Origin of the sequence: Kibdelosporangium persicum (assembly GCF_013280595.1) — a bacterium.
Lineage (GTDB): Bacteria > Actinomycetota > Actinomycetes > Mycobacteriales > Pseudonocardiaceae > Kibdelosporangium > Kibdelosporangium persicum.
The window spans coordinates 789,489-810,269 of record NZ_JAAATY010000001.1; the positions used below are offsets into that span (position 1 = coordinate 789,489).

Here is a 20,781-nt window from a genome sequence, read left to right on the forward strand (position 1 = left end):
ACGCACTCCCCCAAGATCCCCCCTCGTGAGTGTTTATCAGGGTTAGAACACGCATAAACACTCACGAGCAGTAGAGTCGTCGCGTGACTCTGACGCTGCTTCCCGCCGTCGATGTGGCTGACGGCAAGGCCGTCCGCCTCGTGCAGGGCGAGGCCGGTACCGAGACCGCGTACGGCGACCCGCGCGATGCCGCGCTGGCCTGGCAGCGTGACGGCGCGGAGTGGATCCACCTGGTCGACCTCGACGCCGCCTTCGGCCGTGGGTCCAACCGGGACCTGATCGCCCGCGTGGTCGGCGAACTGGACGTGCAGGTCGAGTTGTCCGGCGGGATCAGGGACGACGAGTCGCTGAAGGCGGCGCTGTCCACCGGCTGCCGCCGGGTGAACCTGGGCACGGCGGCCCTGGAGAACCCGGAGTGGTGCGCCAAGGCGATCGCCGAGCACGGCGACAAGATCGCGGTGGGCCTGGACGTGCGGATCACCGACGAAGGTCACCGGGTCAAGACCCGCGGCTGGACCAAGGACGGCGGCGACCTGTGGGACGTGCTCGACCGGCTGGACCGTGACGGCTGCTGCCGTTACGTGGTCACCGACGTCAGCAAGGACGGCACGCTGAAGGGCCCAAACCTCGACCTGCTGACCGAGATCTGCGCGCGGACGGACGCCGCGATCATCGCCTCAGGTGGTGTGTCCAGTGTGGATGACCTGATCGCGATCGCTCGTCTGGAGTCCGACGGCGTCGAAGGCGCGATCATCGGAAAAGCCTTGTACACCGGCGCGTTCACCTTGCCGGAGGCGCTCGCGGCAACACGCTGAGAGGTGAGCTAGACCAGCTCGCCCAGGTCTATGGTGACGGTGACGGGATGGTCAACGACCATCGTGCCGGTGCTGACACCTGCTGATGCATAGCTCCCGGTTGTCGGGTCGAGCCGGTAGCGGAACACAGCCAGCTTTGCGGCGTCCTCGTGCACGTTCTCGACCCGCCAGAAGTGCTCGATTCCCGCAGTCGCGTACTCAGCTGGTTTGTCGGTCTGGTCCGTGGTGACCGAGCCAGGCGACATGACCTCGACTACGAGGTGGCAGTGTTGCGGACGCAACAACGCGTCGTCCGGCAACGTCGAGTCGTACACGACGATGTCGGGTCGCCGGTTGAGCAACGGTATGTCCCGCAGACGAAGATCCACATCCGTGGCCACAGCGAGACCGGTTCCGCAGCTCTCCTCCAGGACGTTCGCGAGCCTCCGCGCGATGAGCTGGTGCAGGCGGCGCGGAGCGGCATTCACGACGATGGCCCCATCAACGATCTCGACTCGGCGGCACACGTCCTCTGGAAGGGCTTCATAGCGTTCGGCGGTCAAACCTTCCGGAGGTAGCACCATCCAGTCGGGTAGCGCAGTCATGGCGACCTCCTCTTCGGTGCTTGCCACAGAATACCAATGACTCCGTCAGCGCACCTGGAGACGCTGAACCAGCTCCCCAGCCCGAAACTCCCAGCGTAAGCCTCGTGAGTGTTTATCCGTGTTCTAACCCCGATAAACACTCACGAGGGGGACGAGGGGCTAGAGGGATTTGAGCCAGTTTTTCAGCAGGTGTGCGCCGGCGTCGCCGGACTTCTCGGGGTGGAACTGCGTCGCGGACAGGGCGCCGTTCTCCACCGCGGCGACGAAGTCACAGCCGTGGTTGGCCCACGTGACCAGCGGCGCCGCGATCGTGCCGCCCGACTCGAGCTCCCACTTGCGCACGCCGTACGAGTGTACGAAGTAGAACCGCGTGTCCTCGTCCATGCCGTCGAACAGCGTGGTGCCCTCCGGGGCACGGACGGTGTTCCAGCCCATGTGCGGGACGACATCGGCCTCAAGGCGTTCGACCGTGCCAGGCCACTCGTTGCAGCCCTCGGTCTCCTCGCCGTGTTCGATGCCACGCTCGAACAGGATCTGCATGCCGACGCAGATGCCGAGCACCGGACGCCCGCCGGCGAGCCGCGTGCCGACCGTACGGTGGCCGTGCACGGACTTCAGGCCCTTCATGCACGCCGCGAACGCCCCCACGCCGGGGACGACCAGCCCGTCCGCGTTGAGCGCCGCATGGCGGTCGGCGGTCACCTCGACGTCGGCGCCGACGCGCTGAAGAGCACGTTCGACGGAACGAAGGTTCCCCGACCCGTAGTCCAAGACGACAACTCGCACGGCTCCCAGAGTACCCGCTGCTCCGAACCGGTCATCGCGCCCGATTCGGCCACCGGCCGGTCGAGCGCATGGAACCCTGGTGACATGGTTCACGAGGCACTCCGCCGGATCGACGAAGCACGCCAGACCCACGCCAGGACCCTCGACCTGAGCCATCTGCGGCTGCGCGAACTGCCGCCCGAACTGGCCAAGCTGACCCATCTGACCGAGTTGCGGCTGAACGACAACCGGCTCACCGAGCTGCCGGACTGGTTCGCCGACCTGGGCGGGCTCGAGGCCCTGGACCTCGGCGTGAACCACTTCGCCACGGTGCCCGAGCCGATCGCCGCGTTGACCGGCCTGACGGCGCTGGACATCGGCTACAACACCTACTCGGCGATCCCCGCCTGGCTCGGTGACCTGAAGAACCTGGAGAAGCTGTACCTGGGCAACGCCAACGCGACGGAAGTCCCGGCATGGCTGGCCGAGATGCCGCATCTGTCCAGGCTGTCCCTCGGCGGCGGCAGGGTGGCCACGTTGCCGACGTGGATGAAGGACATGCCCGAGCTGCGCATGCTCAACGTCAGCAACAACCCCCTCGGCCAGTTGCCCGACTGGCTCGGCGAGCTCACCGGGCTGGACGGGCTGTACGCGGAGAACGTGCAGCTCACCAGTGTGCCGGAAGCGCTGGCCGGGCTTCGAGGCCTGACCCGGCTGATGCTCGGTTACAACAACCTGACCCGGCTGCCGGACTGGCTGCCGGGGCTCCCGCTGCGCAAGCTCGGTGTCCACGCCAACCGGCTGACCGACCTGCCCGCCTTCCCGCGGCTCACCAAACTCCTTGTCGACGGGAACAAGCTGACCCGCGTTCCCGAGTGGCTCTCCGGGCTGACGGAGATGACCAACCTCTGGCTCGGCCGCAACGAGATCACCGAACTGCCCGGCTGGCTCGCCGGGCTCAGCGCGCTGGAACTGCTTGACATCGGCGACTTCCGGCTGATCGCACTGCCGGACTGGTTACGCACTCTGACCAGGCTGACCTACCTGAACGTCAGCGGCAACGGCCTGGTCGAGATCCCGGACTGGATCGGTGAGCTGCGGGCGCTGGGGAACCTGACGCTGAGCGAGAACCGGTTGCAGACCCTGCCGGACAGCTTCAGCCAGCTGACCAACCTGACCCGGTTGAACATCCGCACCAACCGGTTCGCCACCCTGCCGGACTGCCTGGCTTCGCTGCGCAACCTTGAGGCCCTGTACGCCTCGGACAACTACCTGACCTCACTTCCGCCCTGGCTCACCGAACTGCCCGCACTGAAGCACCTCCGGCTGTCGGAGAACCAGCTGACCGATCTGCCGGCGGGCATCGGCCGGCTGACTGAGCTGGAATACCTGGCGCTCAACCGGAACACCCTGCGCACGCTGCCCAGCACCATCGGCGAGCTGTCCAATCTCGACGAACTGCACCTGGCAGGCAACGAACTGCGTGGCCTGCCCGAGAGCATCGTCGGGTTGTCCGGGCTGCGCCTGCTCGACGTCTCCGGCAACCGGCTCGCCGCCGTGCCCGACGCCCTGACCCGGCTCTCCCAGCTGCAGACGTTGGACCTGCACAACAACCGGCTCACCACACTGCCCGCCGGTCTGACGAACCTGAAGCGCCTGACCGGTCTGACCCTCAGCGGCAACCGGTTCATCAGCCCGCCGCCGGAGATCGTCGCGGGCGGCACGGCTTCGGTGATGGCCTTCCTGCGCGCCCGCCGCCAGGGCGTGCTGGCGCAGTGGGTGTCCAAACTGCTCGTCGTGGGCGAAGGCGGCGTCGGCAAGACCTCGTTGGTCAAGGCCCTGACTGGCCATGAGTACGACATAGACGAACCGTCCACCCACGGCATCCGCATCGAGCACCTCGACCTGCCGCATCCCGACCAGCACGACGTCCGGATGCGGCTCAAGACATGGGACTTCGGCGGGCAGGAGATCTACCACGCCACGCACCAGTTCTTCCTGACCAACCGGTCGTTGTTCCTGCTGGTCTGGAACGCCCGGCACGGCTGGGAACAGGGCAGGCTGCGGTACTGGCTCGACATCATCTCCGCACGGGCGCCGGAATCCCCGATCGTCCTGGTGGTCACCCATGTCGCGGACCGGCCGGTGGACTTCCCGCTCGACGAACTGAGGCACGAGTACCCGCGGATCGTGGCGAGCAAGGCCGTGGACAACCGGACCAGGCAAGGGATCGACGAACTGCACGACCTCATCGCGGCCGAGTCGGCGAAGCTGCCGTTGATGGGCTCGGAGTGGCCACGCAAGTGGGTCAGTGCGGCACAGGCACTGTGGGATTCGTCGGCGAACCGGGTCACGCCCGAAGAGATGTGGCAGATGATGGCCGCGGCGGGCGTCGAGGACGCCACGCAGCAGCGCTACCTCGCGGTCGCCCTGCACGAGCTCGGCGACATCCTCTACTACAGCGATGATCCCGAGCTGTGCGACACCGTTGTGCTGCAACCGGAATGGGTGAACGAGTACATCAGCAAAGTGCTCGACAGCCGCGAGGTCGAAGCGGCACACGGCCTGTTGACCCGTCAGCACCTGCGGGAGCTGTGGCGTGGGCTTGATCGCGGCACCAGCGATCACTTCCTTGGCATGATGGACAAGTACGACCTGTCCTACCGGGTCGACGGCCGGCCGGACGACGTCAGCCTGGTCGTCGAGCGCCTGTCCTGGAACCCGCCGCCGTACCAGGACCGCTGGGACGGCATGGCGGGCGCACAGGAGATCAAGGTCCTGTACCGGCTCAACACCATGCCGCCCGGGATTCCGACGTGGTTCATCGCCCGCTCCCATCGCTTCAGCACGAACACCCATTGGCGGACAGGCGCTGTGCTCAAGCACGGTGAGCAGTTGGCGTTGGTTCGGGCCGACGCGCACCGCAAGACCGTGGAACTCACCGTGCGGGGACCGTCGCCCGCGGCCTTTTTCTCGATCCTGGACGACGGTCTCAACAGGACACTGGAACGGTTTCCCGGGCTGGAGATCCGCCGTGAGGTGCCGTGCCGCTGCCAGGAGGGCTGCACTCAGCTTTTCGACTACGACGATCTCGGCAAACGCCTGACGAAGGTGCCGCCGAAGTACACCATCGAGTGCCATCGTTCGGGCGAGGACGTCGACATTCGCGGTCTGCTGCTCGGCTTGGCTCCGTCCAACCGGGACGTCACCGCGATGAGCATCGACCAGATCGACCAGCGACTCATCCGGATCGAGGACAAGGTCACCGAGAACACCGAGTACAACCAACGGATGTTCATGCGGCTGCAGCACATCGCGCAGACGCAACAGGAGACCCGGTGCCCGAGTGTGTTCGCCTTGGTGCCGGTCAAGGGAAAGCGCCGCTACGAACTGAGGCTGTACTGCGAGGAACCCGGCGCGTGGCACCGTCTTCCCGAGCCGCACGGGTGTTACCCGATCAGCCAGCCGTCGGAGTGGTTCCGCAAACTCGGCCCTTACCTCCAGGGAATGCTGAAAGTGCTCAAGCACGCGGCTCCGCTCGCGGGTCCGATCCTGGGAATCACAGTGGATCAGCTCAGCCAGCAACTGAAGGCCGACTGCGACCTGATGAAGGAACTACTCAACCAGGCGCCGGCGAAACTGCGGACCGACGACGAGGTCCGCGGACTGACCGACGTGCCCGCGGTCAGGGCGGAGAACGACGCGGATTTCCGTGTGCTGGAAGCGATGCTGCTCGAACTCGACCCGGACAGGATCTGGGGCGGCCTGTCCCGCACCACCACACCTGAAGGCCTGACCCTGTATCTCTGCGGGGAGCACCGGAAGGCGTATCTACCGTAGCGACACCGGAAGTTCCCGCAGCCGTGTCCCGCCGATGCCGCCGACGCCGATCTGGACGAGCTCGTCGAACGGGACCGCCAGGCGAGCCTCGGGGAAGTCGCGGCGCAGCACGGTCACCAGGGCACGCATCTCGGCCTGCGCCAACTGGGCGCCGATGCAGAAGTGCGGTCCCGAACCGAACGTCAGGCCGAGACCCACCAAGTCCACGAGCACCGGAGCCCGGGCGGGCAGCGACACGCCGTTGATCTCCAACGGTTCCGAGGTGAACCGCCACAGGCTGAAGGGCGCGGGCGTGTACCGCCGCAACGCGTCTTCGACAGGGTCACCGTCCGGGGCACCGAGCGCGTGCGCGATCACGAAACCGAGGGCCGCGTCCGTGGTCACCTGACCTGCGAAGATCAACCCGAACAGGTGGTAGCGCACCTCTTGCTCAGGTGTGCCTTCCGGCAGGCGCCCCCGGAGCTCAGCGGCCAGGCCGTCGTCTCCGGCCGTCCCGGCGATCTCCATCAACGCCGGGATCGCCCCGCTCTGGTCGCCTTCGACCAGCCGACGGCACGCGACGACGGTGGCGTCCAGCTTGTCCAGCGGGATGCCGAGCAGGTCCAGCAGGACGGTGAGCGGGTAGCGGATGGTGAAGTGCACCATCAGGTCGACCACGCCGTTGGGCTGCGCGGCAAGCATGTCCCGCGCGATCTGCTCGATCCGCCCGGTCTGTTCCCGGATGCGCTTGCCGGTGAGCAACGGTGTGTGTGCCCGCCGTAGTTCGGTGTGCCGTGGACCATCCACTGTGGTCAGCGACGGGAACGCCGACGCGGGTGGTTCGAGCCCGGCGACGAGCGGATCCCAGTCCGCCGGCGCCATCGCCGGGTCCTTGACGATCCGCGGATCGGACAGCACCTGTTTGGCCAGTTCCTCGTCGGTCACGATCCACACCGGTCCACCGGCGGGCGCGTCCGCCACGACGACCGGCCCAGCCTCTCGTAACCGGTCAGACAACCGGTTGGGCTCGGTCAGGCCGCGCGTGACGGCTGCAAAAGGATTCATAGTCAACCTTCCTTCTCCAGAAAGTAACTTCACCATGAAGCTATCACTGAAGGGAGGTAGATTGTCAACGACAGCTTGGTTGATGGTGGAGGTAGGGCAGCCAAGTGGCGATGACGCACGCCGAAAACGGCAAACCGCTGCGCCCGCACACGGCGGCGCCCAGTGAGCCGACCGACCACGCATCCCGGATCCTCGACGGGCTGCGTACCTTCGGCGCGGACTACACCGACATCACGAACAAGTTCGCCGCATACCTCGGCCTGCATTCGACCGACGCCGCCGCGCTCGTCGAGATCCTCTACGCCGAGGACCATGGCCGGCCGCTGTCACCGACGCAGCTGAGCACACGGCTCTCACTCACGACGGGCGCGACGACGAACCTGCTGAACCGTCTTGAGCGCCTCGGCCACATCGTGCGGACACGTGAGCACGCCGACAGGCGCAAGGTGACCGTTCGAACGAGCCAGCAGATCGAGGAACCGGCCCGCGAGTTCTTCGGTGAGTTCAGCGCTCAACTGGCCGAGCTGGTCAGCCGATACACGCCGGAGCAACTAGCGCAGTTCGAGGAGTTCCTCGGCGGCCTGCACAAGATCCTGCGCGGGCTCTAGACGAGCCACACGAGGCGTGGTGTGCGGTCGAGCGCGCCGTGGACGTAGTTGAGGGCGTTCTCGGCATCCCCGAGGGCGTAGTAGTTCCGGCCGTTGGCCGAGACCATGTGCGCTTCCTCGGTGAACGCCATGCCCCAGCTGACCACTTCGGGGGCGCTGTCATCCTCGGCCTCAAGCACGACAGCGAACAGGCGAGGCGCCTGAGTCGCGACAGCGGCAACGGTCCGGTCACTGATTTCCTCGTTGAACACGACGGAACTCCTTCACTGGTCGAGCGGGAGTGAGCAGGTGGCGGTGCGCGATCAACCAGACGCGACAAGGAAACTTGTGGTGCTGACGCCGCCATCGATGCGAACAGCCGCGACATCGGCCGTGACTGTCGGGCTGGTGCAGGGCAAGGATTTCCCGGATGGCCGCACTCAGCTCCTGAATATTGGCCTTGTGGGCCAACGCATCCAGTGTCGCCAAGCGGTTGATCATCGCGTCGCGGAGAACGGCACCCAGAACGTAGGTCATGGTCTGCCTCGCCATCTCTCGACAGGACGACCATAGGGCGTGCATTGCACTCGCACAATTCCCCAGATCGAGTGGTGTCCATTGTGACTCAGAGCGATAAGCTTCGGCGATCGCGAGCAGGAGGGGTCGATGCCGAGCATCCAGACGCGCCGGAAGCGCGCATTGGGACAGTTCCTGGCTGAGCTGCGGGAACAGGCCAACCTGAAGCCGGACGACGTGGCCCAGCTGCTGCGCAAGAGCACCTCGACCGTGTCGAGGATCGAGACCGGCCACATCATGTGTGACTACTCTCGGTTGACCGCGATGCTGGGCTTCTACCGCGCGTCGGCGAGCCAGCGCAAGCAGGCCGAGGACCTGTGGGAGGAAGCGCGGCAGGATGCCACATCGATCGAGCACTCGACCGCTATGCCGCCGAAGTACCGCGCCTTCCTCAAGGCCTGGGACGAAGCCAATGCGGCCAGCGTTCTCGAACAGACAATGGTCCCTGGTCCGCTGCAGACAGCGGCCTACCGCACGAGGATGTACCAAGCGGCCGCCCGGTTCGTGGAGTCTTCCGATGTGCCGCGCGATGAAGCTTCGATGGACCATCGAAGACAACGCCTGCGTGCGCCAAATGCCCTCGAATACTCAGTCCTGCTCGATGAGGCCGTTCTCCGCAGGCAAGTGGGCGGCCCAGCGGTGATGGCCGAGCAGCTTCGCCATCTGCTCGAATTCGCTTCGTTGCCTAACGTCACGATCCGGGTCATCCCGTTCAGCGCAGGCGAGTACGAGATCATGACAGGTGCGGTCAACTGGCTTGGTTTCGCTGAACCTGACTCCCCCGATGCGGTGTACCTGGAGTACCCCGGCGGGGGAGAATGGATCGAGAAGGCGAGCGACATCGCGAAGTTCGCCGGGGCGGTCGACGATGCCTGGGCCCGGGCTCTGACGGCGAAGCAGTCGGCAGCCCTCATCAGGGAGCAAGCGGAGACTCTGGAGCAGGGGCGATGAACAAGAACCTGACCTGGCGCAAGAGCAGCTACAGTGCGCCAAACAACGCATGTGTCGAGGTGGCGGTCGGCCGCGAGGTGGTCCGGGTCCGGGACAGCAAGACCCCTGACTCCGGCGAATTAGTGTTCAGCCACGACCGGTTCGCGGCCTTCCGCACTTTCCTCTAGAGCATCCAGGCGATCGCACCGCCGACCGCCAGCGCGGCCAGCAGGCCCAGCACCACCGCGAAGACCTTCGCCGTCTTCCAGGCCGCGTAGACACCACCGATCAGGAACCCGGCCACGATCATCAGGCCGATGACCGCCACTTCCTTCGGCACTACAGCACACCCTTCGTCGACGGGACCCCGCTCACCCTAGGGTCCGGCTCGACGGCGGCGCGCAGCGCCCTCGCCACGGCCTTGAACTCGGCCTCGGTGATGTGGTGCGGGTCCCGGCCGTGGATGACCCGGACGTGCAGCGCGATGCCCGCGTGGAACGCGAGCGAGTCGAACACGTGCCGGTTGAGCACGAACGGGTAGTTGTTGCCGATCGTGAAGGTGTTGAACTGCTCGGGCTCGCCGACGTGCACGCAGTACGGGCGGCCGGAGACGTCCACCGCGGCGTGCGCGAGGGTTTCGTCCATCGGAATCCACGCGTCGCCGAAGCGGCGGATGCCCGCCTTGTCGCCCAGGGCTTCCCGGATCGCCTGGCCGAGCACGATGGCCACGTCCTCCACCGTGTGGTGGGCGTCGATCTCCACGTCCCCGGTCGCGCGGACGACCAGGTCGAACGAGCCGTGCGCGCCGAACGCGGTGAGCATGTGGTCGTAGAACGGCACGCCGGTGCCGATGTCGAGCTTGCCGGAGCCGTCCAGGTCGATCTCGACGCGTACGGACGACTCCTTGGTGGTCCGTTCGATCCTGCCGATCCGGTTCACGCGATGATCTCCTTACTGGCGGCCAGGAACGCGTCGTTCTCGTCCGGTGTGCCGACGGTGACCCGCAGGTGCCCGGCGATGCCCACGTCCCTGACCAGCACCCCTCTGTCCAAGTAGGACTGCCAGGCGCCGGACCCGAACGGTCCGAACAGGACGAAGTTGGCGTCGCTCGGCACCGGCGAATATCCCATTCCGGCAAGGGCTTCGACGACCCGGTCCCGTTCGGTGGCGAGTTGGGCGACCGACGCCAGCGTGGCGTCGGCGTGCCGCAGCGCTGCCCGCGCGGCGGCCTGGGTGAGCAACGAAAGGTGGTACGGCAACCGGACCAGCTGCAACGCGTCGACAACGGCGGGCGCGGCGATCAGGTAGCCCAGCCGTCCACCGGCGAACGCGAACGCCTTGCTCATGGTCCGGCAGACGATCAGCTTGTGGCCGAACTCGTCCAGCAGCGACACCGCGCTGGGCTGGGACGAGAACTCCGCGTAGGCCTCGTCCACCACGACGATCCCGGGCGTGGCCTCGACCAGCACCCGCAGCTCGCCGACCGGGACCGACTGGCCGGTCGGGTTGTTCGGGCTGGTCACGAACGTCACGTCCGGCTGCTTCGCCTGGACGATCGCGGCCGCCTCGGCGAGGTCCAGGGAGAAGTCGGCGCGCCGGGGCGTGGGCACCCAGTCGGTCCGCGTGCCCGCCGAGATGATCGGGTGCATCGAGTACGACGGCTCGAACCCGAGGGCCGACCGTCCCGGACCGCCGAAGGCTTGCAGGATCTGTTGCAGGATCTCGTTGGATCCGTTGGCGGCCCACAGGTTCTCGTACGTGACCGGGAAACCGGTGCTTTTCGAGATGTACGCGGCGAGGTCCTCGCGCAGCGCCACGGCGTCGCGGTCCGGGTACCGGTGCAGCTGCTTCGCGACCTCTGCCACGGCGGCGGTCACGTCGGCCACCAGCTCGGGTGGCGGCGGGTACGGGTTCTCGTTGGTGTTCAACCGGATCGGCACGTCCAACTGCGGCGCGCCGTACGGTGTCCGGCCGCGCAGGTCCTCCCGCAGCGGCAGGTCTTCCAGCTTGACGTCTTTCATCACTTCTCGAATCTCGCGGCTACGGCTTGGCCGTGCGCGGGCAGGTCTTCGGCGTTGGCCAGGGCGATCACCTTGTCGGCGACCTCACGCAGGGCGTCCGCGGAGTAGTCCACGACGTGGATGCCCTTCAGGAACGTCTGCACTGACAGGCCGGAGGAATGTCGCGCACAGCCGCCCGTGGGCAGCACGTGGTTCGAGCCGGCGCAGTAGTCGCCCAGCGACACGGGGGAATACGCGCCGATGAAGATCGCGCCCGCGTTGCGGATCCGGGCGGCGACGTCACGGGAGCCGGCCGTCTGGATCTCCAGGTGTTCGGCCGCGTAGGCGTCCACGACCTTGATTCCGGTGTCCACATCGGACACCAGGACACAGCCGGACTGCGTGCCGGACAACGCTGTCGTGACGCGCTCGTCGTGCTTGGTCGCGGTGACCTGGCGGCGCAGCTCGGCGTCGACCTTGTCGGCCAGTTCCTCCGACGTGGTCACCAGCACGCTGGCGGCCAGGGTGTCGTGCTCGGCCTGGCTGATCAGGTCGGCGGCGACGTGCACCGGGTCGGCGGTCTCGTCGGCCAGGATCGCGATCTCGGTCGGGCCCGCCTCGGAGTCGATGCCGATCAACCCGCGGAGCAAGCGCTTGGCCGCGGTCAGGTAGATGTTGCCGGGCCCGGTGACCATGTCCACGGGCGCGAGTTCGGCGCCGTCGGTGTCCGTGCCGCCGTACGCCAGCAACGCCACAGCCTGCGCGCCGCCGACAGCCCACACCTCGTCCACGCCCAGCAGCGCGCACGCCGCCAGGACCGTCGGGTGCGGCAGGCCGTCGAAGTCCGCCTGCGGCGGCGAGCAGACCACGAGCGACTCGACACCGGCCGTCTGCGCCGGGACGACGTTCATGACCACACTGGACGGATAGACCGCCAGGCCGCCAGGCGCGTACAGGCCTACTCGCTGTACCGGGACCCAACGCTCCGTGACCGTCCCGCCCGGCACGACCTGCGTCGTGGTGTCCGTGCGGCGCTGGTCGGCGTGCACCAGACGAGCCCGCTTGATCGTCTCCAGCAGGGCTTCCCGGACCGCGGGATCGAGGTCCCGTTCGGCCTTCTCGACGGCCGCCGCGGGCACCCGGACGGTCCGCGGACGCACGCCGTCGAACTGCTCGGTGAACTCCAGCACGGCCTCGACACCGCGATGATGGACCGCCTCGACCATGGGGCGGACGCGGTCGAGCACCACGTCCACGTCCGTCTCAGCCCTTGGGAGGGCGGCCCGCAGTTCGGCGGGCGACGGCACACGGCCACGCAGATCGATGCGGCTGAGCATGACTCAAGGGTAAGGGTCGGCTCGTCGCGGGCCGAACCTGGCGTGCATCAGGTCCAGGCCGAGGCCGCCGGTCAGCAACCGCTCCTTGGCGTTGCCGAGCAGCTGCCGTGTCCACGTGGTGAAACCACCGTCGCCCAGCGACACGTCACCCGCTCGCAGTTCGAAGCAGGCGTCCACATAGTAGCCCCTGCCCTGCTCACGGGTGTCGTCGAAATCCACCTTGACGTGCGGAAACTCAGTCCTCAGCCGATCAAGGACCCGCTCTTGCACCGCCGTCCGGCGCGTCTCGTCGAGGACCGTGACCAGGACCTGCACGTCGTCCAGGTGGTCGAGCAGCGTGACCATGGCCGTGAGCTGCGTCAACAGGCTGTCGGTCTCGAACCGGAACGACCCTTCGTCCCGGCCCGCGATGGTCAGCGCGAGCAGCCGGAAATGTGACGACCATCCCTCGGGAAACGGCTGCGCGCGGACCAACCTGTGGGACGCGCACAGCCGTACCTGGTCGCGCCCCGACCTGCGGACGGCGGACTCCAAGGCGAGGGCGTTGGTCGAATCGGCCATCACTTCGGTACCCCGCGCGGTCGTGATGACGCGGTTCTGGTCCGTCCCGGACAGCACACTCACCGTGCCCAGTGGACTCACCGGGGACAGCTCGACCGGGGTGTACCCCTTGTCTCTCAGGGTTCTGAAGGCGTACGCGTCGTAGTCGGCGTGCGTGGCGGGGTCCACAGTAGCCACACCGGTGAAGCGGTCCTGCTTGTACTGCTTGAGAACCTGCGCCGGGGTGAGTTTCGCGGCCTGCCGCCGATGGACTTCGAGCAGCAAGGACCTCAGGTCGGCCGGTGCCAGGTCGGCAAGCAGACCGGCGAGGCCGGGAACCCCAGATGTCCGTTCGATCCGGTCGATCAGTGTCACCGCACCGACGGTGCCACATCAACGCCGAGGTCGCCCCCCATTTTCGTGTCCACCATTGCAGCACCCCGTGTCCACCACTGCGACACCACGAAATACACATTCCGGCACACTGAAATCTCCGCAAGCCCCAGTCGTTCACCGCGTGAGGGGAATTTCGGGGTGCCGGAAAGGTGGACACGGGGTGCCGGAAAGGTGGACACGCCGGTCAGCGGGTGGCGACCAGGGTGGTGTAGTACTCCTCCTGGGCCGGGTAGTAGTCGTCGAAGCTCGGCAGCGGCTTGCCTTCGCGTGCGGCGATCAGCATGTCCAGGTAGTACTCCCAGCCGGGGCCCGAACTGCCGACCGCGTCCGTGCGTTCGATGTGCTGGACCAACCGGAGTTCCGTGGTCCCGGCGGTTTCCGCCAGTTGTACTTCCATCCGCCAGACGCCGTTGTCGTCCGTGGTCGAGACGGCCAGCCGGGTCGGCGCCTCGCAGGCGTCGATGTGCAGGTCCATCCACGGCTGGCCTTCCTCGTGGACCATCTGGAGCTTGATCGTGCTCCCCGTGCCGCCTTCGCCTTCCCACGGGCCGAACCACCTGGCGGTCCGCGACGATTCGGTCACGCTGGCCCAGACGTCCTCGATGGGCGCACGGACCGTCCTGGTCAGGACCAGGTCGTATCCCTTATCCGTCGGAACCAGTCTTCCGGTCGGGATGGGCTTCATGCTCGGTTCTCCGTTCGCGTCGGGTCCGGTAGACCTCGGTCTCCAGCGCGTCGAGACGGTGCTCCCAGGCGGCCACGGGCGCGACCATCGAGGCGACCCACTCCGACAGCTCGGTGAGCCGGTCCGGGTCGAGCGCGTACACCCGTTGGCGGCCAACGGTTTCGTCTCGAACAAGGCCACTCTCCCGCAGCACTCGCAGGTGACGGCTGATCGCGGGGCGGGTGATCGAAAAGCGGTTCGCGATCTCCCCGGCCGGCAGCGGCCCGGTCCGCAGCATCTCCAGGATCTGTCTGCGTACCGGGTCGGCGACCGCACCGGCGACGAGGTCCAACACGAGCGGAAGCGTAACCAATGGGTTACACGTCCGTCAACGCCCGCGCGAAGGCCGCGATCTGCGCGGGCGACACGAAATAGTGCGGCGAGGCCCGGACCAACGCCTCGATGCCCCGATGGGTCATGTCGTACTGGGTAGACGTCGCGTACGTCACCGAGACAGCGATTCCCTTGTCCCACAACCGGTCTCGAACCTCCTCGGCGGACCGGCCCGCCTTGGCGAAGCTCACGATCCCGCACTGCTCACGGCCGAGGTCGTGCACGGTCACGCCCGGCACATCGGCCAGCGCGGACCGGGTCAACGCCGCGTTCTCGGAGACCGTCGCGGCGATCTCCGGCATTCCCAGGCCCAGCGCATACCGGGCCGCCGCGATGAGACCGAGCCGTTCCGCGACGCCGTACTCCCACAACTCGAACCCCCGCGCGCCGGGCGCCAACGAGAACCGGTCGGGGTACTCCCACACCGCCGCCTTGCCGTCGATCAGCCGTGGCCGCAGTCCGGACTGGTCACGGACCACGAGCACGCCCGTGCCACGCGGGCCACGCAGCCACTTGCGGCCGGTCCCGGTGATCACGTCCACGCCCAGCTCGACCGCGTCGATCGGCAACTGGCCGATGGACTGGCACGCGTCCAGCAACACCAGCGCGCCCACCGCGTGCGCGGCCTCGACCACGGGTTTGACCGGATTCACCAGGCCGCCGTTGGTGGGCACGTGCACCAGCGACACCAGTCGGACGTCGGAGTCGAGCATGTCCCGCAACGCCGCCACGTCGACCGCGCCCGACGCGTCCGACGGGATCGGTTCGATCTTGACGCCGAGGTTCAGCAGGCCCAACGCGTTGCTGTGGTACTCGACCTCGGTGACCAGAACACGGTCACCGGGCGACAAGGACATCGCGTCGACAGCGGCCAGCCACGACCGTGTCGCGCTGTCGGTGAACGCCACCTCATGCGGTTCGCAGCCGAGTAACGAGGCGAAGACGGAGTAGCCCTCTTCGAGGTCGTCGGCACGTTCCGCGGCGGCTCGGTAGCCGCCTATCCCGGCCTCCCGCCGCAGGTGCGACTGGATCTCGTCGAGCACCGGCGCCGGCGGCAGGGACGAACCGGCACTGTCCAGGAAGATCAGGTCATGGCAGCCAGGGGTGTCCGCGCGTACCGCGCCCAGATCGATCACATACCTCAAGCTACCTGGGTTGCCACCGCGACAGGTTCCACCAAGCGCCCCAAGTGGCGTCCTGGCTGTCCGCGTCCACCACGGCCTGGTAGCCAGTCCAGTTACGGCGCAGCACGTACGTGTGCTCAAGGCCGACGAGCACGACCATGCTCGGCGCCTCGATGTACGTGCGCTGAAGCTTGCGGTACTCCGCGACGCGCTGAGCCGGATCGGCCATCGCCCTGGCCGCCTCCAGCGACGCGGTGATCTTCGCGTCTCCGGTGCGCATCAGCGGGTACAAGGCCAGATCCGGGTCGAACGGGTTACCCGCCCCGATCACAGCGGCCTCACCAGCCCCGGCCACCCCAATACGCGTCTGGACTTGCACGCCGACCGCGTCCGCGTCGGCCGCGAACGCCGTCGCCAAGTCACGGGCGACCGTGTCACCAGCCGGATACGTCAGGATGAACCGCGCGGGAACGCCGTTCTTGGTACGGATTCCGTCCGAACCCGGGATCCACCCGCCTGTGTCGAGGAACGACTTGGCGGTCGGTACGTCGTGCGAGAACTTCGCGGTCGGTTCGTAGAACTCGGCCAGCACAGGCGACACGGGTGTGGACGCCTCGATGCCGTGGCCCGCGAGCGGACCGTCGATCATCTTTCGCCTGTTCACCGCGTAGTTCAACGCCAGCCGGATGTGCGGATCGGCCGTCACCGGGTTGTCCGCGGGCATCTGGATCGCGCGTACGGCCGCGCTGCGCTGGCGCAGGACCGCGAAAACGTCGGACTGCTCGAACGACTTCGCCTGCGCGGGCGGCAACGCCGCGCTGTCCAGCTTGCCGTCACGGATCCGCTGCACCCGGGCGTCGTCGTCGGGCATGAACTCGACGGTCACCTTCGCGACCGTCGGCACGCCACCGAAGTAGGAAGTGTTGGCCCGCAACGTCATGCTGGCGCCGTGCTGCCAGGACTCCAGCTGGTACGGCCCGGTGCCGACGGACTTCAACCCGGTGACCGGCCCCGGCTCGGCCACGGTCTCGCTCGGCACGATCCCGAGCACCAGCAGGTCAAGGAACGGCGCGTACGGCCGGGCCAGGTCGAATCGCACGATGCTGCCGACCGGCGCCGTCCTCGGTGGCGGCGCGGGACGGCTGGACGTCGTGGGCGGCGCCGTGGTCGTCGTGGTCACCGGAGGCGGCGTGACGTCGGTAACGCCGGTGATCATGCTGTAGCGGTCGCGCACTGGCGAGCCGAACGCGGGATTGAGCAGCGCTTGGTACGTCGCCACGACGTCCTTGCCGTCGAACGCGCTGCCGTCGTGGAAGCGCACGTCACCGCGCAGCTTCACGGTCCACGACTTGCCGTCTGCCGACGGCGTCGGCATCTCGGTGGCCAACGCCGGGCGCAGTCCCGAGTCCGCCTGGTGCTCCAGCAGCCCGTCGAAGACCTGCGCGGCGCCGTGGATGCCGTAGCCCGCCAACGGGTGCACGTTGGCGGGCTCGGACGGCACAGCGAGCACGAGCGCGGTGCTGTCGGTGCTGCCTGAAGCGGTCGGTGTCGGCGCAGCCGTGCAACCGACCAGGCCGAGAACGGCACAGAGCGCGCCAGAGCTCAACAGGATTCGACGACTGGGCACATCCGCACCCTAGCGGGCCGCGTTGGCCCCTGCCGTGGTTTTGACCGGGGCAAGATCCATCCCGATGTCCACGATCGGCGCCGAATGCGTGAGACCACCCACAGCGAGGTAATGCACACCGGTTTCGGCGTATGCCCGCGCGACAGCCAACGTCAACCCGCCGGACGCCTCCAGCTCGGTACGGCCGCCCGCGGCCATCCGGACCGCTTCGGCGCACTGCGCGGGCGTGAAGTTGTCCAGCAGGACCAGTTCCACACCGAGCCCGAGGGCCTCTTCGAGCTGCTCCAGCGTGTCCACCTCGACCTCGCACGGCAGGTTCGGCGCGTGCTGTTTCGCCGCGGTGAACGCGGCCGTGATCGAACCGGCGGCCAGCACGTGGTTGTCCTTGATCAGAACGGCGTCACCCAGGCCGAGCCGGTGGTTCTGGCCGCCGCCCATCCGGACCGCGTGCTTCTCCAGCAGCCGCAGGCCGGGCATGGTCTTGCGGGTGTCCCGGATCACGCAGCCGGTGCCCGCGATCGCGTCCACCCACGCCTTGGTGAGGCTCGCCACCCCGGACAGGTGCGAGACCAGGTTCAACGCCGTGCGCTCGGCGGTCAGCAGGCCGCGCAACGAGCCACGGACCACCAGGACGGGTTCACCGGGCGTCATGGCGATGCCGTCCGGCGCGTGCGTCAGGACGTCGAGGTCTTCCACGCGGCGGCGGAAAACCGCCAGCGCGACCTCGTTACCGGCGAGCACACCGGTCTTGCGGGGCGTGATCGCCGCGGTCCCGATCGCGTCGGCCGGGACCGTGGCCTCGGTGGTGACGTCCGGGCCGTACCGCAGGTCCTCGGCCAGTGCGCGGTCCGCCACGGCCACTGCCTCGGCCATCTCGTCCTTGTTCACGCAGCACTCCTCACCAACGTGTTGGCCGCCAGCACCGGTTGGCCGGACGGGTTGAGCCGGACCGCGAGGCTGTGCCGCCACGCGGGGCTGGTGTCGGGGAAATCAGTCCGCACGTGGCAGCCACGGCTTTCCGTACGGGCCGCGGCGGCCGCGATGAGGGCTCGCGCGGCCAGCGTCAGCGCCGCGTCCTCGACGCGTTGCCTGGTCTTCAGCACAGTGTCCACAGCGGACACATCGAGCACCGAGCCGACCACCGCCAGCCCCTCGGCGTCCCGGCCGATCCCGGCGTAACGGCTCATCACACGCTGCAGCACGTCCCGGTCGGCGACCGGAGCCGCCGGAAGGGGAGCCTTCACCGCGGCCTTGGGGTCGGCGAGCACACCCGCGGCCAGGTCCGCCGCGATCGCCTTCGCCGCACGGGCACCGACCACGAGTCCTTCGAGCAAGCTGTTGGACGCCAGCCGGTTGGCGCCGTGCAACCCGGTTCGCGCGACCTCGCCGACGGCGTAGAGCCCGGTCACGCCGGTCCGGCCGTCCACTGTGGACGTCACACCGCCGCACGCGAAGTGCGCCGCCGGGGACACCGGGATCGGGTCGGTGGACGGATCCACCCCGACCGACCGGCAGGCCGCGAGCACGGTCGGGAACCGCCGCCGGAACAGCTTCGCGTCCAGATGGGTCGCGTCCAGGTACACGTGGTCGCCGACACCACCCGGTTCCAGCGCCATCCTGCGCGTGATCGCGGCGGACACCACGTCCCGTGGCGCCAGATCCTCAAGCGGGTGCACGCCTTTCATCACCCGCTCGCCCAGCGCGTCGACGAGTACCGCGCCTTCACCCCGGACCGCCTCGGTCACCAGCGGGCAGCGTCCACGCGCGCCCGGGCCGGTGTACAGGACGGTCGGGTGGAACTGCACGAACTCGACGTCCGCCACGGGCGCACCGGCTCGCAGGGCCAGCGCCAGCCCGTCCGCGGTCGCCACCTCGGGATTCGAGGTCGCCTGGAACAACTGGCCCAGTCCGCCGGTCGCCAGCAACACGGCCGGCGCGCTCACCACACCAGGCACACCGTTCGGGTCCAGCACGAGCAACCCGACAACCGAGCCGGTGGGGGTACGAACCGTGTCGACCGCGATGTGGTTCTCCAGCAACGGAACCCGCCCGTCCTGAGTCGCCGACAGCAACGCCCGCTCGATCTCGGCGCCGGTCGCGTCACCGCCCGCGTGCACGACACGGAACGCGCTGTGGCCGCCTTCCCGCGTCCTGGCCAGCTGTCCGTTCGAACCGGGGTCGAAGACCGCGCCGAGCTTGCGCAGCCGCGTCACCGCTGTCGCGCCGTCCGCCAGGATCGCCGCGACCGCGTCGTCGTCACCGAGGCCAACGCCCGCCACCAGCGTGTCCTCCACGTGCGCCGCGACCGAATCGCCTTCGTCGTGCTCGTCGGGCAGGACGACCGCGACACCGCCCTGCGCCCAGCGCGTGTTCCCGGCACCCGCCGACGCCTTGGTGATGACCAGGACCCGCAGGCCCCGTTCACGGGCCTCCAGCGCCGCGGTCAGCCCGGCCACGCCGGTACCGACCACGATCACGTCCGCGCGAGCCTCCCAGCGCGGGCTCACTCGCCACCGCCGGGCCGGCCGATCTCGATCATCCGCTGGACCGACGCCCGCGCGCGGGCCGCGGTGTCCGGGTCGACGTGCACCTCGTCCTTGTTCTCCCGCAGGCTGCGCAGCAACGCGGCGGGTGTGATCATCTTCATGTAGCGGCACGACGCGCGGTCGTTCACCGCCCGGAAGTCGATCTCCGGCGCGGCCTTGCGCAACTGGTGCAGCATGCCGATCTCGGTGGCCACGAGCACCGACTTCGCGTGGGTCGCCTTGGCCTCCTTGACCATGTCACCGGTGGAGAGGATCTTCACCTTCTCCGCCGGGACGATGCCCTCGCCCGCCAGGTACAGCGCCGAGGTCGCGCAGCCGCACTCCGGGTGCACGAACAGGTCCGCCGACGGGTCCTGCGAGGCTCGTTCGGCCAGTTCAGGGCCGTTGATCGCGGCGTGGACGTGGCACTCGCCCGCCCAGACGTGGATGTTGTCCCGGCCGGTCACCCGCTTGACGTGCGCGCCGAGGAACTGATCGGGGCAGAACAGCACCTCCTTGTCCGCGGGAATCGAGGCGACTACGTCAACTGCGTTCGAGGAAGTGCAGCAGATGTCGGTCTCGGCCTTCACCTCGGCCGTGGTGTTCACATAGGACACCACCACCGCGTCCGGGTGCTGCGCCTTCCACGCCCGCAGGTCCGCCGCGGTGATCGAGTCGGCGAGCGAACACCCCGCCCGCTCGTCCGGGATCAGCACGGTCTTGCCCGGCGACAGGATCTTGGCCGTCTCGGCCATGAAGTGCACACCGCAGAACACGATGGTGGACGCGCTGCTTTCGGCGGCGATCCGCGACAGCGCCAGCGAGTCCCCAGTAAAGTCCGCGATGTCCTGGATCTCGGGAAGCTGGTAGTTGTGCGCGAGCAGGACGGCGTCGCGCTGGTCCACCAGGCGCCGAACCTCGTCCCGCCAAGCCGCGTCCGGCTCGACCCCGCTGTAAGGAGTCATGATTGCCGTCATCTGGTCCTCCTAGCTCCGGGTTTCCGCTCCCGAGGTTTTCGACTAAGGATCGAAAAC

22 protein-coding genes are annotated in these 20,781 nt (G+C 67.9%); 5 read left to right on the plus strand and 17 right to left on the minus strand.

Going from position 1 to position 20,781, the window contains the following annotated elements:
• Positions 1-83 precede the first annotated feature (83 nt).
• On the plus strand, positions 84-815 hold the full coding sequence (gene priA / locus GC106_RS03620; protein WP_173124256.1) for a bifunctional 1-(5-phosphoribosyl)-5-((5-phosphoribosylamino)methylideneamino)imidazole-4-carboxamide isomerase/phosphoribosylanthranilate isomerase PriA: 732 nt from the start codon (positions 84-86) through the stop codon (positions 813-815).
• Between the two features lie 8 nt (positions 816-823).
• Here priA and GC106_RS03625 read toward each other — a convergent pair whose 3' ends face one another.
• Together GC106_RS03625 and hisH are read right to left on the minus strand one after the other, a co-directional pair.
• Complete coding sequence (locus GC106_RS03625; protein WP_312872386.1) at positions 824-1,426, minus strand: Uma2 family endonuclease; 603 nt, start codon at positions 1,424-1,426, stop codon at positions 824-826.
• 132 nt (positions 1,427-1,558) lie between these two features.
• On the minus strand, positions 1,559-2,194 hold the full coding sequence (gene hisH / locus GC106_RS03630) for an imidazole glycerol phosphate synthase subunit HisH (protein ID WP_246364813.1): 636 nt from the start codon (positions 2,192-2,194) through the stop codon (positions 1,559-1,561).
• 75 nt (positions 2,195-2,269) lie between these two features.
• Here hisH and GC106_RS03635 point away from each other — a divergent pair, with 75 nt between their 5' ends.
• Positions 2,270-6,004 carry a leucine-rich repeat domain-containing protein gene (locus GC106_RS03635; protein WP_173124261.1) on the plus strand — a complete coding sequence of 1,245 codons (3,735 nt, stop codon included), beginning with the start codon at positions 2,270-2,272 and terminating at the stop codon, positions 6,002-6,004.
• On the opposite strand, the gene GC106_RS03640 is transcribed toward GC106_RS03635, so the two are convergent.
• Positions 5,996-7,048, minus strand: a complete 1,053-nt coding sequence (locus tag GC106_RS03640) for a cytochrome P450 family protein (protein WP_173124263.1) — start codon at positions 7,046-7,048, stop codon at positions 5,996-5,998. The genes GC106_RS03635 and GC106_RS03640 overlap by 9 nt on opposite strands.
• 110 nt (positions 7,049-7,158) lie before the next feature.
• On the opposite strand from GC106_RS03640, the gene GC106_RS03645 reads away from it, so the two are divergent.
• Positions 7,159-7,656: a MarR family winged helix-turn-helix transcriptional regulator gene (locus GC106_RS03645; RefSeq protein ID WP_173124265.1), complete on the plus strand. Its 498-nt coding sequence runs from the start codon at positions 7,159-7,161 to the stop codon at positions 7,654-7,656.
• On the opposite strand, the gene GC106_RS03650 is transcribed toward GC106_RS03645, so the two are convergent.
• Positions 7,653-7,907, minus strand: coding sequence for a hypothetical protein (locus tag GC106_RS03650; RefSeq protein ID WP_173124267.1), 255 nt, complete (start codon positions 7,905-7,907; stop codon positions 7,653-7,655). The two genes, GC106_RS03645 and GC106_RS03650, sit on opposite strands and share 4 nt — an antisense overlap.
• Positions 7,885-8,172: a hypothetical protein gene (locus tag GC106_RS03655; RefSeq protein ID WP_173124269.1), complete on the minus strand. Its 288-nt coding sequence runs from the start codon at positions 8,170-8,172 to the stop codon at positions 7,885-7,887. The genes GC106_RS03650 and GC106_RS03655 overlap by 23 nt, the downstream gene beginning before the upstream one ends.
• 129 nt (positions 8,173-8,301) lie before the next feature.
• Between GC106_RS03655 and GC106_RS03660 the strand changes: the two genes are divergently transcribed.
• The gene (locus GC106_RS03660) at positions 8,302-9,162 is read left to right on the plus strand and encodes a helix-turn-helix domain-containing protein (RefSeq protein WP_173124271.1); all 861 of its coding nucleotides are present in this window, start codon (positions 8,302-8,304) and stop codon (positions 9,160-9,162) included.
• A complete protein-coding gene (locus GC106_RS03665; RefSeq protein WP_173124273.1) occupies positions 9,159-9,329 on the plus strand; it encodes a DUF397 domain-containing protein in 171 nt (56 codons plus the stop codon). Before GC106_RS03660 ends, GC106_RS03665 begins: the two co-directional genes overlap by 4 nt.
• Here the strand turns inward: GC106_RS03665 and GC106_RS03670 are convergent.
• The 12 genes from GC106_RS03670 to nadA form a co-directional block, all read right to left on the minus strand.
• Positions 9,326-9,451, minus strand: a complete 126-nt coding sequence (locus tag GC106_RS03670; RefSeq protein WP_512698681.1) for a CG2302 family histidine operon protein — start codon at positions 9,449-9,451, stop codon at positions 9,326-9,328. The two genes, GC106_RS03665 and GC106_RS03670, sit on opposite strands and share 4 nt — an antisense overlap.
• A 29-nt stretch (positions 9,452-9,480) precedes the next feature.
• Positions 9,481-10,080, minus strand: a complete 600-nt coding sequence (gene hisB / locus GC106_RS03675; protein ID WP_173124275.1) for an imidazoleglycerol-phosphate dehydratase HisB — start codon at positions 10,078-10,080, stop codon at positions 9,481-9,483.
• Complete coding sequence (locus GC106_RS03680; protein ID WP_173124277.1) at positions 10,077-11,162, minus strand: histidinol-phosphate transaminase; 1,086 nt, start codon at positions 11,160-11,162, stop codon at positions 10,077-10,079. Before GC106_RS03680 ends, hisB begins: the two co-directional genes overlap by 4 nt.
• A complete protein-coding gene (gene hisD, locus GC106_RS03685) occupies positions 11,162-12,478 on the minus strand; it encodes a histidinol dehydrogenase (protein WP_173124279.1) in 1,317 nt (438 codons plus the stop codon). The genes GC106_RS03680 and hisD overlap by 1 nt, the downstream gene beginning before the upstream one ends.
• Before the next feature lie 3 nt (positions 12,479-12,481).
• On the minus strand, positions 12,482-13,393 hold the full coding sequence (locus tag GC106_RS03690; RefSeq protein WP_173124281.1) for a hypothetical protein: 912 nt from the start codon (positions 13,391-13,393) through the stop codon (positions 12,482-12,484).
• Positions 13,394-13,598: 205 nt separating this feature from the next.
• Positions 13,599-14,099, minus strand: a complete 501-nt coding sequence (locus tag GC106_RS03695) for an SRPBCC family protein (RefSeq protein WP_173124283.1) — start codon at positions 14,097-14,099, stop codon at positions 13,599-13,601.
• On the minus strand, positions 14,059-14,433 hold the full coding sequence (locus tag GC106_RS03700; protein WP_312872387.1) for a metalloregulator ArsR/SmtB family transcription factor: 375 nt from the start codon (positions 14,431-14,433) through the stop codon (positions 14,059-14,061). The genes GC106_RS03695 and GC106_RS03700 overlap by 41 nt, the downstream gene beginning before the upstream one ends.
• Before the next feature lie 22 nt (positions 14,434-14,455).
• Complete coding sequence (locus GC106_RS03705) at positions 14,456-15,607, minus strand: aminotransferase class V-fold PLP-dependent enzyme (protein ID WP_312872389.1); 1,152 nt, start codon at positions 15,605-15,607, stop codon at positions 14,456-14,458.
• 10 nt (positions 15,608-15,617) lie between these two features.
• The gene (locus GC106_RS03710; protein ID WP_173124286.1) at positions 15,618-17,222 is read right to left on the minus strand and encodes an ABC transporter substrate-binding protein; all 1,605 of its coding nucleotides are present in this window, start codon (positions 17,220-17,222) and stop codon (positions 15,618-15,620) included.
• A gap of 9 nt (positions 17,223-17,231) precedes the next feature.
• Positions 17,232-18,095, minus strand: coding sequence for a carboxylating nicotinate-nucleotide diphosphorylase (gene nadC / locus GC106_RS03715; protein WP_173124697.1), 864 nt, complete (start codon positions 18,093-18,095; stop codon positions 17,232-17,234).
• 11 nt (positions 18,096-18,106) lie between these two features.
• Positions 18,107-19,729: an L-aspartate oxidase gene (locus GC106_RS03720; RefSeq protein ID WP_173124287.1), complete on the minus strand. Its 1,623-nt coding sequence runs from the start codon at positions 19,727-19,729 to the stop codon at positions 18,107-18,109.
• Positions 19,726-20,724 (minus strand): quinolinate synthase NadA, encoded by a 999-nt coding sequence (gene nadA / locus GC106_RS03725; RefSeq protein ID WP_173124289.1) that lies wholly within the window; start codon positions 20,722-20,724, stop codon positions 19,726-19,728. The genes GC106_RS03720 and nadA overlap by 4 nt, the downstream gene beginning before the upstream one ends.
• Between the last annotated feature and the right edge of the window lie 57 nt (positions 20,725-20,781).

Coding starts and splice junctions, on each gene's coding strand:
- GC106_RS03635 (WP_173124261.1), top strand. CDS start 2,270: ATGGTTCACGAGGCACTCCGCCGGATCGACGAAGCACGCCAGACCCAC.
- GC106_RS03640 (WP_173124263.1), bottom strand. CDS start 7,048: ATGAATCCTTTTGCAGCCGTCACGCGCGGCCTGACCGAGCCCAACCGG.
- GC106_RS03645 (WP_173124265.1), top strand. CDS start 7,159: ATGACGCACGCCGAAAACGGCAAACCGCTGCGCCCGCACACGGCGGCG.
- GC106_RS03655 (WP_173124269.1), bottom strand. CDS start 8,172: ATGACCTACGTTCTGGGTGCCGTTCTCCGCGACGCGATGATCAACCGC.
- GC106_RS03660 (WP_173124271.1), top strand. CDS start 8,302: ATGCCGAGCATCCAGACGCGCCGGAAGCGCGCATTGGGACAGTTCCTG.
- GC106_RS03665 (WP_173124273.1), top strand. CDS start 9,159: ATGAACAAGAACCTGACCTGGCGCAAGAGCAGCTACAGTGCGCCAAAC.
- GC106_RS03670 (WP_512698681.1), bottom strand. CDS start 9,451: ATGATCGTGGCCGGGTTCCTGATCGGTGGTGTCTACGCGGCCTGGAAG.
- GC106_RS03680 (WP_173124277.1), bottom strand. CDS start 11,162: ATGAAAGACGTCAAGCTGGAAGACCTGCCGCTGCGGGAGGACCTGCGC.
- hisD (WP_173124279.1), bottom strand. CDS start 12,478: ATGCTCAGCCGCATCGATCTGCGTGGCCGTGTGCCGTCGCCCGCCGAA.
- GC106_RS03695 (WP_173124283.1), bottom strand. CDS start 14,099: ATGAAGCCCATCCCGACCGGAAGACTGGTTCCGACGGATAAGGGATAC.
- nadC (WP_173124697.1), bottom strand. CDS start 18,095: ATGGCCGAGGCAGTGGCCGTGGCGGACCGCGCACTGGCCGAGGACCTG.
- nadA (WP_173124289.1), bottom strand. CDS start 20,724: ATGACGGCAATCATGACTCCTTACAGCGGGGTCGAGCCGGACGCGGCT.